Source organism: Spiroplasma endosymbiont of Tiphia femorata (assembly GCF_964020225.1).
Lineage (GTDB): Bacteria > Bacillota_I > Bacilli_A > Mycoplasmatales > VBWQ01 > Spiroplasma_E.
Genome location: NZ_OZ026544.1, coordinates 825,019 through 839,287, shown reverse-complemented (window position 1 = coordinate 839,287; position 14,269 = coordinate 825,019). Strand labels below are relative to the sequence as shown.

15 protein-coding genes are annotated in these 14,269 nt (G+C 24.2%); 8 read left to right on the top strand and 7 right to left on the bottom strand.

What is annotated here, in order from left to right; all coding sequences use genetic code 4:
• Window positions 1-34: 34 nt before the first annotated feature.
• Window positions 35-799: a hypothetical protein gene (locus tag AACK83_RS05280; protein WP_338959732.1), complete on the bottom strand. Its 765-nt coding sequence runs from the start codon at window positions 797-799 to the stop codon at window positions 35-37.
• Between the two features lie 95 nt (window positions 800-894).
• Here AACK83_RS05280 and AACK83_RS05275 point away from each other — a divergent pair, with 95 nt between their 5' ends.
• The 3 genes from AACK83_RS05275 (at window position 895) to AACK83_RS05265 (ending at window position 1,748) form a co-directional block, all read left to right on the top strand.
• Complete coding sequence (locus AACK83_RS05275) at window positions 895-1,017, top strand: hypothetical protein (RefSeq protein WP_338959729.1); 123 nt, start codon at window positions 895-897, stop codon at window positions 1,015-1,017.
• A gap of 26 nt (window positions 1,018-1,043) precedes the next feature.
• A complete protein-coding gene (locus tag AACK83_RS05270; protein WP_338959726.1) occupies window positions 1,044-1,187 on the top strand; it encodes a hypothetical protein in 144 nt (47 codons plus the stop codon).
• Window positions 1,188-1,364: 177 nt separating this feature from the next.
• Entirely contained in the window at window positions 1,365-1,748 is a 384-nt protein-coding gene (locus AACK83_RS05265) for a hypothetical protein (protein WP_338959723.1), read from the top strand.
• A gap of 24 nt (window positions 1,749-1,772) precedes the next feature.
• Here the strand turns inward: AACK83_RS05265 and AACK83_RS05260 are convergent, their stop codons facing one another.
• Window positions 1,773-2,066 (bottom strand): hypothetical protein, encoded by a 294-nt coding sequence (locus AACK83_RS05260; protein ID WP_338959720.1) that lies wholly within the window; start codon window positions 2,064-2,066, stop codon window positions 1,773-1,775.
• Window positions 2,067-2,185: 119 nt separating this feature from the next.
• Here AACK83_RS05260 and AACK83_RS05255 point away from each other — a divergent pair, with 119 nt between their 5' ends.
• The 4 genes from AACK83_RS05255 to AACK83_RS05240 all read left to right on the top strand — a co-directional run bounded on the left by AACK83_RS05255 (window position 2,186) and on the right by AACK83_RS05240 (window position 8,478).
• A complete protein-coding gene (locus AACK83_RS05255) occupies window positions 2,186-3,049 on the top strand; it encodes a hypothetical protein (RefSeq protein WP_338959718.1) in 864 nt (287 codons plus the stop codon).
• Between the two features lie 40 nt (window positions 3,050-3,089).
• Window positions 3,090-7,085, top strand: a complete 3,996-nt coding sequence (locus AACK83_RS05250; RefSeq protein ID WP_338959716.1) for an ABC transporter permease — start codon at window positions 3,090-3,092, stop codon at window positions 7,083-7,085.
• A gap of 20 nt (window positions 7,086-7,105) precedes the next feature.
• Window positions 7,106-8,104, top strand: coding sequence for an ABC transporter ATP-binding protein (locus AACK83_RS05245; protein WP_338959714.1), 999 nt, complete (start codon window positions 7,106-7,108; stop codon window positions 8,102-8,104).
• A gap of 134 nt (window positions 8,105-8,238) precedes the next feature.
• A complete protein-coding gene (locus AACK83_RS05240; protein WP_338959712.1) occupies window positions 8,239-8,478 on the top strand; it encodes a hypothetical protein in 240 nt (79 codons plus the stop codon).
• A 161-nt stretch (window positions 8,479-8,639) separates the two neighbouring features.
• On the opposite strand, the gene phoU is transcribed toward AACK83_RS05240, so the two are convergent.
• The 5 genes from phoU to rpmB form a co-directional block, all read right to left on the bottom strand.
• The gene (phoU, locus tag AACK83_RS05235) at window positions 8,640-9,317 is read right to left on the bottom strand and encodes a phosphate signaling complex protein PhoU (protein ID WP_174480791.1); all 678 of its coding nucleotides are present in this window, start codon (window positions 9,315-9,317) and stop codon (window positions 8,640-8,642) included.
• A gap of 37 nt (window positions 9,318-9,354) precedes the next feature.
• Entirely contained in the window at window positions 9,355-10,290 is a 936-nt protein-coding gene (gene pstB / locus AACK83_RS05230; RefSeq protein WP_338959710.1) for a phosphate ABC transporter ATP-binding protein PstB, read from the bottom strand.
• A complete protein-coding gene (pstA, locus tag AACK83_RS05225; protein WP_338959708.1) occupies window positions 10,215-12,236 on the bottom strand; it encodes a phosphate ABC transporter permease PstA in 2,022 nt (673 codons plus the stop codon). Before pstA ends, pstB begins: the two co-directional genes overlap by 76 nt.
• A 14-nt stretch (window positions 12,237-12,250) precedes the next feature.
• Complete coding sequence (locus AACK83_RS05220; RefSeq protein ID WP_338959705.1) at window positions 12,251-13,216, bottom strand: PstS family phosphate ABC transporter substrate-binding protein; 966 nt, start codon at window positions 13,214-13,216, stop codon at window positions 12,251-12,253.
• 267 nt (window positions 13,217-13,483) lie between these two features.
• Window positions 13,484-13,675: a 50S ribosomal protein L28 gene (gene rpmB, locus AACK83_RS05215; protein WP_252320665.1), complete on the bottom strand. Its 192-nt coding sequence runs from the start codon at window positions 13,673-13,675 to the stop codon at window positions 13,484-13,486.
• A gap of 215 nt (window positions 13,676-13,890) precedes the next feature.
• On the opposite strand from rpmB, the gene AACK83_RS05210 reads away from it, so the two are divergent.
• Window positions 13,891-14,238, top strand: coding sequence for an HPr family phosphocarrier protein (locus AACK83_RS05210; RefSeq protein WP_252320667.1), 348 nt, complete (start codon window positions 13,891-13,893; stop codon window positions 14,236-14,238).
• The last annotated feature ends 31 nt before the right edge of the window (window positions 14,239-14,269 follow it).

The window sequence follows — 14,269 nt, the reverse complement described above, 5'->3', positions numbered from 1 at the left end:
TCTTCCTTTCTTTTAAATTTTAAAACAAAAAAAGTTATTGAATTAAAGCCATTTTTCAACCATTAATTAAAGTTTTTAAATCTTGAATAGTTTTAGTAATAAGTAGTGTTAATTGGGCACTTAAAAAATAAGTTAAATTCTTCTTAAAAATAGCAATTAAAAGTTTTTTATTATTATCAGTAATAGAAACTTGGTGGTCAAAATTAGTAAACATTTGTTTTTTAAATTGCCATGTTAAAATGATAATTTTAGTTTTAGTATATGCTTTTACTGGAAATTGTTTATTAATAATATTGGGTAATGAAGAATTACTAAATAATGTTACTCAAGTTTTTTTAATTAAATTAAAAATTGTAAATAAATTATCACTAAACATTTTTCATGAAAAGAAACCTAATCAATAGTAAAAGAACACTAAAATTAGTACTGAAATAAAGTTATTTATTGATGGTAATGATATTTTAATCATAGTAAAATTAAATTGTAAAATAATAGCAATTATAATAATTGACAAAATAGTAAAACGCATCACTTTCATAATTTGATTATTATTACGGCTTAAAAAACTAAAACAAATAAATAAATGTAAAATCGAAATCAATGATAGCATTGGTAAACTTTCTAAATCTAAAAAATTAATATTAATTACCATTTCTTGAACTGGTAATAAAAATAAACAAAATTGTGCTAAAAATCATAAACTAAATTGAAGAATAATGATTTTTGTTTTATTAAATATTTTTTTATTATTAATACTATTTTTATGAAAATTAATAGTAATTAAAAAAGTTAATTTCATAATTAAAAGTAAAAAAAGAACTGGTAAACCAAAAAAAACAATTAGTTTTAGAAAAAGAAAAGTTAGAAACTTTAAATAAAAAAGGTAGTCAGAAGTTGACAAATTTAAATAAAAAAATACAAATGTTATCACAGTATAATCAAAATTTAGTAGCATTTACTGATAGTTATGATATAAAATCTTGTATTCATATTAACCCAGTTATTGAAAAAAAATAGTATCAAAAACATTAGTAGTTAGTGAAATGATGGAAGTAGTTGCACCACTATCAGTTTTAGTACCTACAGGTCAACAATTTTCAGTTTCAACTGAAAATTGAGAAGACGTTCATATTGCTAATGAATTAACACCAGGATTTTGTTTACAACCAAAATTATTTACAATGTAATTAGTATTATTATTTCGTATAAATAAGAATCATTAAAATTATGTTATAGTTTATATAGAGGTGACCATATAGTGAACAATGAGGTACTAAAAACAATTTTATTCAAGAAAGAAATAACTATCAAAGATAGAATATTATTTAAAACAATTTTTGAGGTTTTAAGTACTCTTTTTACTAATGAAGAATGAAGATGGTGTATCAATATTAAAAAGTGGTTATAAAATAAATGATTATCAACAAGTTTGATTTTTAACGATTAGTCCAAATAGCGAAAAAGAAGAAGTAATTAAAACAGGATATGCAAATTTTTTGTCAGAAGATTGAAATGTTATTTATCAATTTAATAGTACTAGTACAAGTGAAAAAAGAAAACAATTGGGTGAAAAATATATTAAAGATAAAGTAGAATTTGTTACTTTTGTAAAAATAAAAGAAAAATCAAAAGGCATTGGTTATCATTTTATAGGTATATTTGTTTTTGATGATTATCGTAGCAAAGATTATAAAACAATGGTTTTTAAAAAAATTAAAGATAGTTATAAATTAAATAAAAAGAGTTAATAAATATTTATTAACTCTTTTTATTTATAAAGATATATGTTTAGTTTGATTTTCACTTTCTTCTTCAAAAATAGTAATATTATTAATATTAATCTCTTGTATCTTTTTTTTCAATGGTTTTGAAATAATTTTTCTATTTGAAAAAACTGTTGATGTATTTTTAGTTGGTTGTTCAACAGCTATTATTTTAGTAGTAGATGTAGTAGTTTGATAATTAGTAGTGGGGTAGTACATATAGTTTGAATCCATAGGTTGTAAATATTGATATTCATTATCAAAATTATTACTAAAGAATTTGATACAGCAGTTTCATAACATTTTCTTTTTTCCTTTTCTTTTTAAATATTTGAACACTATCTAAAACTAAATAATTGCATTATTTAATTTTAATAGTTTATAATTATAATAATAGCAAAGTTTATTTAAAGGTGAATATAATGTTACGTAGTAGTAATATTTTAAAAATTAATAGTATTAATAATTTTGAACAATTATTTATTTTTTTTGGTTTACCAGTTCTTTTTTTACTTTTAATTATGAAATTAACTTTTTTAATTACTATTAATTTTCATAAAAATAGTATTAATAATAAAAAAATATTTAATAAAACAAAAATCATTATTCTTCAATTTAGTTTATGATTTTTAGCACAATTTTGTTTATTTTTATTACCAGTTCAAGAAATGGTAATTAATATTAATTTTTTAGATTTAGAAAGTTTACCAATGCTATCATTGATTTCGATTTTACATTTATTTATTTGTTTTAGTTTTTTAAGCCGTAATAATAATCAAATTATGAAAGTGATGCGTTTTACTATTTTGTCAATTATTATAATTGCTATTATTTTACAATTTAATTTTACTATGATTAAAATATCATTACCATCAATAAATAACTTTATTTCAGTACTAATTTTAGTGTTCTTTTACTATTGATTAGGTTTCTTTTCATGAAAAATGTTTAGTGATAATTTATTTACAATTTTTAATTTAATTAAAAAAACTTGAGTAACATTATTTAGTAATTCTTCATTACCCAATATTATTAATAAACAATTTCCAGTAAAAGCATATACTAAAACTAAAATTATCATTTTAACATGGCAATTTAAAAAACAAATGTTTACTAATTTTGACCACCAAGTTTCTATTACTGATAATAATAAAAAACTTTTAATTGCTATTTTTAAGAAGAATTTAACTTATTTTTTAAGTGCCCAATTAACACTACTTATTACTAAAACTATTCAAGATTTAAAAACTTTAATTAATGGTTGAAAAATGGCTTTAATTCAATAACTTTTTTTGTTTTAAAATTTAAAAGAAAGGAAGAACGAATATGAAAAAACAATCATTTTTGCTTTTTAAAAATGCGTTTAAACAAGCATTTCGTAATAAAATTCAATTAGTTGGTTTAATTGTTTTAGTATTATTATCATCAACTATTTTTTCATTAATGCAAACAAGTTTAGCAAGAATTTCTGATGAATATTCAACATTAGTTGCAAAATCTAATTTACATGATTTTGTTATTGATTTATCTAATACTACTCCAAAAACTATTTCTAATAAAATCTCAACATCAACAACTGCTGTTGATGAAAAGAATGATTTTGATATTAACAATATTGCAAATGATGCTGGTAATGAATTTATATGAGATCGTGTTGAAGGCAGAACTATGCAATTAGATAATAATAGTAATCCTAGAATTTTAAAAATATTAACTTATAATCAAGATGCTCGTATTGATAAATTAATCATTAGTGATGGTTATCAAATAGGAGATAGTAATAATCCAGATAAAACTCCAAGTTGAAAACAGGTAGTTATTAATAAAGAATTTGCTCAAAAAAATAATTTGCATATTAATGATACAATTCGTGTGCAATCAGATCAATTAGGAAGTAGTTTAAAAGTTTCAGGATATGATTTAAATGATGCTGCTTATAGTAGTTATAATTGATTAAAAATTGTTGGATATGGTGTATCTGCTGATTTCACAACCCCAATTATTGATCAAACTACACCAATTCCAAATAAAACTCGTGAAGGTTTATTATACGTTGATCCAATGCAATTTGGTTTAAGTAAAAGGTTAGAAAAAAATAATTATATTTGATCATATGATAAAGCTAATGAAAAAATCACAATTTCTTCTGATAATGATCGCGAAATTTATTTTGTTGGAAAATCAACAATAGGTAAAATTAATGATATTAAATTAATTTCACAAAGTTTAAGAAGTAAATATATTAATACTATTGATTCTGATGCTGCTTTAGTATATAAGTTAGGAAATAATAAGTATACGTTTAATAATCGTACTGCTACTTTGAATGCAACTATTATTGGATTTAAAAGTTTATTAATTGGTTTATTGTTAATTGTTTTAATTATTACAGGAATTACAGTAATATTAATTACTTATAAAAATATTGATAATTCACGAACACAAATTGGAATTTTAAAATCATTAGGTTATAGTAATATTAAAATTTTAATTACATCTTTAGCTTATCCAATGGTAGCAGCACTTATTGGTACTATTTTAGTGTTTTTACCAGCAAGTGGTTTACAAGTAATTATAGTTCAAACATTTGCCAACTATTTTAATCTAGATTTTGGTCATTTTATTTTTAATGGTTTAGGATTTATATATTGTTTAATTTTAATATTTGGTTTTTTATCAATTATTGCATGAGTTATTAGTGCTTTAACAGTTATTAAAAAACCAATAGATTTAATTAAAAACGAATCAGCTACTGTTAATTCTCGCTTTAGTCGAATTATTAAAACAAAAAGTATTAATCGTGGATTTTTAACAAGATTCCGTTTATCACTATTTACATCATCAATTGGAAAAATGGCAGCAGCATCATTAACTATGTTTTTAGGAACAACTTTAATGACAACATCTATTATTGGTCCAAAAATTATGGCTGATAATAAATTACTTTCTTTTACTGGTATGAATTATCACTCCTTAGTTGAATATGACATTCCGACTTATAATTCTCCATATAGTTTTTATAAAACTTATAATCCAAATAATAAAGATGATTGAACTTATACTTCTACTGTTGATAGTACTACTGGTGATACATATTGACATCCACCACGTTTTGATAATTCTGGACCATTAAATGATACTTTTGTTAAAGAATTATTAGAAAATAATATTAATGCTGAAGCATATGCTCCAATGTCAGATGAATCTAATCCCGGTGCTGCTATTAGTGATTTAGGATATACTGGTTTAACGTATTTAAATGGTAAAATGCTTACTAAAAACTTTTTAAATGGATTAGATTCTAGTGATATTAAAGATGCTTCTGTGATTGTTGGAATTATGGTACAAATGGCTTGACCAAATGCATTACCAATGTATGACACAGTTTTAAAAAATACTAATATTAACAGTTTTTATAGTGAGAATACTTATAATATTATTAGAAAATTTTATCAAAACTATCGAACAACAGTGGCAATGAATATTAGTGGTACGATTTCGAAGACTGGTAAGATTAGTACTAATCCTAATGATTTAGATATTACAAAATTCAAAGATTGAACAAATACTAATATTCCTGCTTACAAAAATGCCTCAAGTAAGGGTCCTACTTTTATTAATGATATTGATAATTTAAGTTTTGATACTAGCGATAAATTATATCCGTGACATTTAACTAATGAAACACAATTATTGAATAATAATGCATCTGAAATTAGTGACAAAGAGCGTGATAGTTGAATTAATAAAGTTGGAATTTGATTTGGTGCTTTATTTTATAATAGAATGGGACAAACTGTAGTGCAAGGTGCTTATACTAAAAGCCCATATTTTATTCGTCAAAATATTGCCAAAGCTTATAGTGATCCCAATGCTCCTTTTAATGTTGCTTTTAATGTTGTGCCTTTTGATAAAGAAACTGATGAATTAGGAACTTACTTTATTGGTACTCCTGAAAAATTATTTAAACAGAACAAATATTTAATGAAAGTTTATGGTTTACAAAATCAACAACAGTTAGGCAAACCTTCAATGATGCAATTATATGATGCTGGAGGTTCTTCATTAAATCCACTTTTAGAACAAGAAAATAGTGATGATAGTATTAGTCTTGTTATTAATCAAACAATTGCTAAACAATTAAATTTAAAAATAAATGATGAATTTAAAATGAGTAGTAATGGTAATACTATGAAATTTAAAGATAATAATAAATTGAAACCTTTTGATTTGGATAAAATTAATATTGATAACATTGTTGGTGATAGTAAAAATGTTAATAATGTAACATTATTAAAACAACAAACTGGTTATACACAAGTTGATGAGTTAAAGGATGGGGCTTATGATAATATGGGTATTAATGCTACAAATATGTTAAAAGAAGTTACTGCTGGTAAGGTTGTTAATTCTTATAATGATAAGATAAGTTCTAAAACACCAACGTATAAAGTAGTTGGTATATATAATGGTTATGGTCAACCTAATGCTTATATTAGTAAAACTAATGCTGATAAAGTTTTATCATTTAATAAAACAAAAGAATTTTTATTTTTATTATTTAAAAAAGAATGAGAAGACAAAAAAACAACTTGTGATGTTGATTTTGATAAATTAAAATCATTTAATGAATATCAAAATTTTCTTAATCAATTAAATGATCCCGTTATTTATAAACTTAATCAAATATTTGAAAATGAAAATCCAATCTTTAATTTTAAATTTTCAAATTCGCAATCATTACCAGATATAACTAATTCATTTTCAACTTCGCAAATGTATGGAGATTACAGTGCTTTTGGTTTAAATGGTGGTACTGATGGTTCTGGTACTTATCAAGGTTATGGTGCAGGTAGTGCTGTTAATATTACGCCACAAGATATCCATCATCAGTTGTTAAATCAAATTACTGCTTTAGTTGATACAGTATTGGTTGCATTTATTATCTTTTCATTAATCATTTCGTTCTTTATTATTTTATTAACAAGTAATTTAGTAATTTATGAAAATCGTAAAACAATAGCAACAATGAAAACACTTGGTTATAGTGATGCAAAAATAACTAATATTGTTATTGGTATGTATTTACCAGTGATTGCTGTTATGTTTGTTATTGGTTTTCCTGTAGGATGAATAATTGTTAAGTTTATTCTTAACTATTTAGCTGCTAATACAACATGGGTTTTACCATTATTCTTTGTTTGATGATTACCGCTTGTGGTTGGTTTAATTGTCTTTGACATTTATGCAACAACCTTTATTATTGATTGATATGCCATGAAGAAGATTAATCCAATTAAAACTTTAAATGAAATTGATTAAAAGCAGAAAGGAATAAAAACATGAAAAATGATAAAAAAAACACTAAAAATTCAAGTGAACAAGTAACTAAAAATAAGTTAGAATCTAGTTTTACAAAGAAGTCAGTATCTAAAACCGAAGGTACAATACCACCAGTAACTCATAAATCTCATGATAAACCAGAATCAAAGGAAGAAATAGAAGCTAATAAAGCTAAATTACAAGCTTTTAAAGATAATCAAAAAGCAATTAAAAAATTAACAAAAACTCATTCAAAAGAAATTTTAGCAGGTAAAATTATATCAATGACTAATAATACTCCTGATACTCAAACTAATGTTATTGAATTATTTGATGTTAAAAAATCTTACTTAACTGGAGACTTAGAATATGAAGTATTAAAAGGAGTTAATTTAAAAATTAAATTAGGTGATTTTGTTGTTATCTTAGGACCATCGGGAAGTGGTAAGACAACATTATTAAATATTATTTCGGGATTGGATAAACCTAATACTGGTGATGTTTTTGTGGCCGGATACAATTTATCTTTATTAAAAGATAGTCATTTAACTAAATTTAGACGAGATAATGTTGGTTTTATTTTTCAACAATACAATTTATTAACTAACTTAACTGCTCGTGAAAATGCTGAAGTTGGTGAAAATCTTGCTAAAAATAAAAATATGAGTATTGATGATATTTTTCAAGTTATTGAAATGGATGAACATATGAATAAGTTTCCAAGTCAATTATCAGGTGGACAACAACAAAGAGTATCGATTGGTAGAGCACTAGCAAAAAATCCGACAATTTTATTTTGTGATGAGCCAACAGGAGCACTTGATGAGGAAATGGGGCGTAAGGTGTTAGAAATTTTATTGGATGTTAATCGAGAATATAAAACATCAATTATTATGGTTACTCATAATCCTAACTTCCAATATGTTGCAAATACTGTTATTAACGTTAAAAATGGTAAAATTATTAGTGTAAAGAATAATGAAAAACCAATGAAACCAAATGAAATAAATTGATCATAAGAAAAGGGTATAGATGGGGGTTGATTTAATAAATACTTGTATAAAGAAAAAAATATTAAATTATAAGAATCTAATAGAAAATACTATATTTTATTTAGTTTAATTATTTTTTAGAAAGAAAAAGGTGCAAGGTAATGAGTATTGGTTTAATTACATTTATTATATGAATATGTTTAGTAATTTGAATAGTGTTTTTAATTTGAGGTATAAGTTTATGTAATAGTAATAATGCATTAGGCATCATATTATTATTTTTAACATTAAATTTAATTGGTTTAATAATAGGAATTTCTTTATTATATAATAAAAATAAGCAAAATATAGATAACAAAAAAAATATTAATAGTAATATTAAAATAGAAGAATTAAGTTAAACATTCCTTTTTAGAAATTTTAATATTAAATTAAAAAATCATACCTTAATTTAATACAATTAAAAATAAAATAATAATAAGTATTATCATATTAAAGTATGACTTAAAAATATTTAAATGAAACTTGCAAAAAAGTAATTATTTTAACACTGATTGATAAATTATTCAGATATTTTTGTTGAAGATAAATCATAAAATTTACCTTTAATAATATATACTATTGTTTCACAAATGTTAACTAAGTGATCACCTAGTCTTTCAATATATTTCAACTGTTGCATTGTTGATGTATATTGAGAGAGTTGATCATTATTTTTGTTTACTTTTAACATATTGACAATGTTTTTCATTGATTCACGAAAACGATTATCAATATCAATATCATATTCTGCTGCTTGATAAGCTTTGTTAATATCATTTTCATTTATAGATTCACCAATTAAATCCATCATTTTAAATACTTTTTTCATTAATCCTGATAATTGAGATGTTAATTTAATTTCTGGTTTATATTTGACATTAAATTTGGATAAATTTTTAGCATAATTTGAAATACGTTCTAAATCACGAATAATATTCATATAGCCAATAATAGTACGTAAGTCAGTAGCAAAAGGATTTTGTTGAGCAATACTTCAAATTGCAGTAATTGTTAAACTTTCAGCGACTGTTCTAATTTCTTTATCGGTTTCAACAATTCTTTTTGACATGTCAAAATCTTGTGTTTCCATTGCTATTAAAGCGTCTTTATGTTCTTTTTTTACTTCTTTTAATAAAGTTAATAAGTTTTGTTTTAAATTTATGATATCTAAATCAAATCTACGGTTAATTATTTTCATTTTTTCCTCCTTTCTCTATAATTAATTATATATATTTTTAACCAAATCTGCCGGTAATATAATCTTCTGTTCTTTTATCTTTTGGTCGTGAAAATATTTTTTTAGTATTATTATATTCAATGACTTCTCCATTTAAGAAAAAAGCAGTTTTATCAGAAATTCGTGCTGCTTGTTGCATTGAATGAGTAACAACAATAATTGTAAAGTCTGATTTTAAATCATTCATTAAGTCTTCAATTTTAGATGCGGCAATCGGATCTAGAGCTGAAGTTGGTTCATCCATTAATAGTACTTCTGGTTTTAGGGCAATAGCACGAGCAATACATAAACGTTGTTGTTGGCCGCCTGATAATGATAATGCTGAATCAAATAAGTGTTGAGCAACTTCATCTCATAAAGCCGCTTTTTTTAAAGCATCTTCGACAATTTGATTTAGAATCTTTTTGTTTTTAATGCCTTGATTTTTTGGACCATATGCAACATTATCATAAATTGACATTGGAAAGGGATTAGGTTTTTGAAATACCATTCCAACTTTAGTTCGTAATGAAATAATATTTTTTTTATTTTCATAAATATCTTCATTATTGAATAATATTTGTCCATTAATTTTAACACCATCAATTAAATCATTCATTCTATTTAAAGTTCGTAGTAATGTTGATTTGCCACAACCACTTGGTCCAATAAAAGCGGTTACTTGATTACGACTTATTTCTAATTTTATATTAAATAAAGCCTGTTTTTTACCATGATTATAGAAGAAATTTAAATTTTTAATAGTAAAAACATAATTACTTTTTGGAATATTTTCTATATTTGATAAATTATTTGATTTGTTATTTGGTTTTTTCTTAAATTTATCTTTCACTTTTAAAAAGTAAGGTTTAATCACATTTACTTTTCTTTTTTTATTGCTATTCGCTGATTCTTTCTTGCTTTCATTTTTTCTTTTAATAATTCAATTGAGCATTTTGTTTTCACCCCGATTCCTGTTGTTAAACTTTTTTCAAAATGTTTTGCTATAAAATTTAAAATAAATATTAGTATAACTGTTATTAGTGCTGTTTGGTACATCATTCCTAATTTATTAGGGTCATTTGATTCTTTATTAACTAATAAAATATGGGTTGTTAAAGTTTGTCCTGAACTTAAGAAACCTTTATTGGGAAAAGCAACAGTGCTTCCTAATGTTAGATAAACTGGTGCTGATTCACCAATAATTCTACCCATTGATAAAATCATACTAGTAATAATGCCACCAATGGCAGCTGGAATAACTACTTTTCTTATTGTTTCAAATTTACTAGCACCTAGTGCTAATGATGCTTCACGGTATTCAATAGGTACTGATTTTAATGTATCTTCTACTGCTCTAATAATAAGTGGTAAAATAACAATTGTTAATGTTAAACTAGCAGCAATTGCTGAGAAACTTATTTGTAAGAAAGTAATAAAAAAAGTAAATCCAAACATACCAAAGATAATTGATGGCGTAGAAGATAAGGTATTTAGCACAAAACGTAATATTGAAGCAAATCAACCATTTTTGGCATATTCGTGAAGATAAATTGCGCCAATAATACCTAATGGCATAGCAATAGTAATTGTTGTTAATACCAATAAACATGTCATTGTGATAATTGATAAGTAACCTTCATCACTGGTTGTTCAAATTAAAGCTGCAAAATTAAAATTGAAAACGCTACTACCAGCATTACCACTAATGTTGAAGATACCATTAATAATAATATCACCAATAATTCAAATAATTAATCCCATAGTAATAAAACAAGCTAGCCCCATAAAGAATAATCGAAAATAGTCTTTAAAGTGTTTTCAGCCTTGATTTTTAATAGTTTTTTCACTAATAGTTAACATTAGTTGATTATCAGATAGATTTATTTTTTTTAAATTATAATTTCGTGGTTTTTTATGACCTTTTGCTTTTTTATCACTACGTTTATAAATTATTAAAACAATAAAGTTAATGATTGAAACTATAATAAATAAAAATAAACCAATTCCATATAATGCTGATATTTGTTGAGAACTAACTGCTTCTCCAATTTCTAGTCCAATTACTCCCGCTAAAGTAGAAATTGAACTAAATAAAAATGCAAGTGGACCATGTGCAAAATTGGGGGTTAGAGTACTATTACCAGCAATCATGACAACGGCCATTGTTTCACCAATGACTCTTCCAAATCCAAAAATTATTGCACCAATGATTTTGGTTTTTGCCGCTTTAAAAATGACTTTAAAACTAGTGTCAGTCCTGCTAATACCTAGTGCTAATGATGCATATAGATAAGATTTTGGTACTCTAGTAATAGCATTAACAGATAATGAAATAATTGTTGGTAATGCCATCATTGATAAAATAAAACTTGCTGTCATCATATTTTCTTTGGTTGGTGCTCCCATTTTTACAAAAATAGGACCAATGGTCATTAAACCAAAAGCACCAAAAACAACTGAAGGAATACCAGATAATAATTCTACTAAAGTTAATGTTGTTTTTTTTAATTTTGGTGGTAAAAATTCACATATAAATAATGATGTTAGTAAACTTAAAGGAACAGCAAGTATCATTGAAAATAGCGCAACTCAAAAAGTGGCAACGATAAAGGCAATAATACCAAAACTATTAGCACTAGGTAATCATTTACTATTTCCTAACATTTTAAATCAATTTAGAAAACTCATATTACTAAATGTTTGACCGATAATAAAACCAATTAATAATGAAGCGGCAATTAGTGCTAATGAAGATATAGACAATACACAAATTTTAGCAATCAAATCATAAGTATGTTTTTTTTGTTCACTAATAAAAACATTTTTTGGATCATGATTTTTATTAAAATGATTAAAAGTTATTTTATGTCAAAACTTTTTAAAAGATTTGGATTTCATTTATTAATACTCCTTTATGGAAATTTCCTTAATCACTGATTTAAATCATTATTCAATTCGTCAGTTAATGGTACTGCTGATTGTGCGTACTGAGCTTCTGAAAAAGCAGGAACTACGTATTCGTTATGACCTGGATAGTCAGGAATAAACAAGAATTTTAGAAATTTAACTAAAGTATTAATTTGTTTAAAATTTTTATTTATTAAACCTGTAAATGGTCGTGATAACTGATAAGTACCATTTTTAATGGTATCTAAACTTGGAACAATTTTTTCTCAATTAGCAATATGAATAGTAGCGAATTGTTTATTCGAATCTAATTGTTTTTTATCTGAATATGAACTATAGCCAACACCACCACTAGACATATTAAACATTTGTGTACTTGAATTAACGGTTATTGCTTGTGGATAATATGCTTTTGAATCACCCAGAACTTTTTCATTAAAAACATCTCGTGTTCCTGAACCATTTTCTCTAGTATAAGGTAAAATTTTGAGGTCACAAGTTGGTTTGATTCAACCTTGATTTGGTTCTGAAGTATTTTGTGGAAATAAATCTCTTCAGAAAATAGGTGATTTCGATAAATACATTTTTTTTACTTTATCTTGTGTAAAATTTAGAGGTTTATCATTACCTAAGAATTTTTGTGGTAGATTATAAACTAGAATCATGCCATCTTTTGATAAAACAAAAGAAATTAAATTATTATCAGGAGTTGTATATTCTTTTGAAAGTCAGCCAATACCAAACATATTTTTATTAACGGGAATTACTGCTGCATCTGAACCTAAACTGTTATAAGTAAAATCTGCTTCTTTATGATTATCAGGATAGTCTTCCATTAATGTATGCATTAAAGGTGCTACTGAAGTTGAACCGCCCATAATAAAATAGGGTTTATGACTAACTAAAGTTACAATAAAAATACTAATCATTGTGATTAATCAAAATAATGACAAAATTCTTTTTTTTAGCATATAAATCCACCCAACTGAGAGTTTTCTTTATCATACACGTATTATAACAATATAATTGATAAAAACTAGAAAAATTATTTCATTTTTATAAAAAATGTAGGTTCTAGACTATATTATTAATATTTTTTAGTAATTAAAAAATGGTACTACTAGTTAACTTAATACCATTTTATTAAATATTTTTAATTTAATATAAAAAATAAAAGAAAAGTATTTCTTTCTTTTATTAGTATTCTTTATTTATATAATTCAAAAGATAAAATAACTTTATTTTTTATTATCTAAAGCATTATTTTTCTTTAAAGTTTTTAAAGTACGAGCACTAATCATTAAAGTTTTTCCACCAATTTTTACTGGTTGTAAGTTTGGATTTCATTTTCTTCTAGAAGAGTTCATCGCATGCGAACGGTTGTTACCAGCTAGTGGACCAATACCACTTAAAGCACATTTTCTTGCCATAGTTATTTTCTCCTTATTAATGTTTTAACTAATAAATAATACCATATTTATTTATTTTAAAAAAAAAATAAAATTTATTTGTAAAAAATTGAATATTTACTAGGACATTATTTTAATAAGAAAAATTTAAATTATATATTTTTTTTAAAAAAATAAAAAATATGTTATAAATAAACTATATTATACAAATTTTTAAGAAATCTTGGAGGAAAAAAATGAATTGTATTATTTATGCTGTGCAAATTGATGATGAAAAAAAGATTGGTTTACATGCACGACCAATAGCCAAAATTGCTGCTGCTATTAGTAAGTATAAAAATATTGAGGTAGAAGTCATTAAATTACCTGATAATGCAGATATTACGAAGCCAGTAAAACTTACTGGTAATGAAACTAAAGTTAAAGCTAAGTCAGTTCTTAATTTTCTAGGTTTACAAGCAAAAAATTTTAGTAAAATTGCTTTTATTATTACAAAAATGGATGAAAAAGAAGAAGATAAAAAACTTGAAGAAGTTAAAACAGAAATTATTTCTTTATTAAAAGAAGAAAAATTAATAAAGTAAATGGTTTTAAAAAAAGTATTCAAAAGAATAC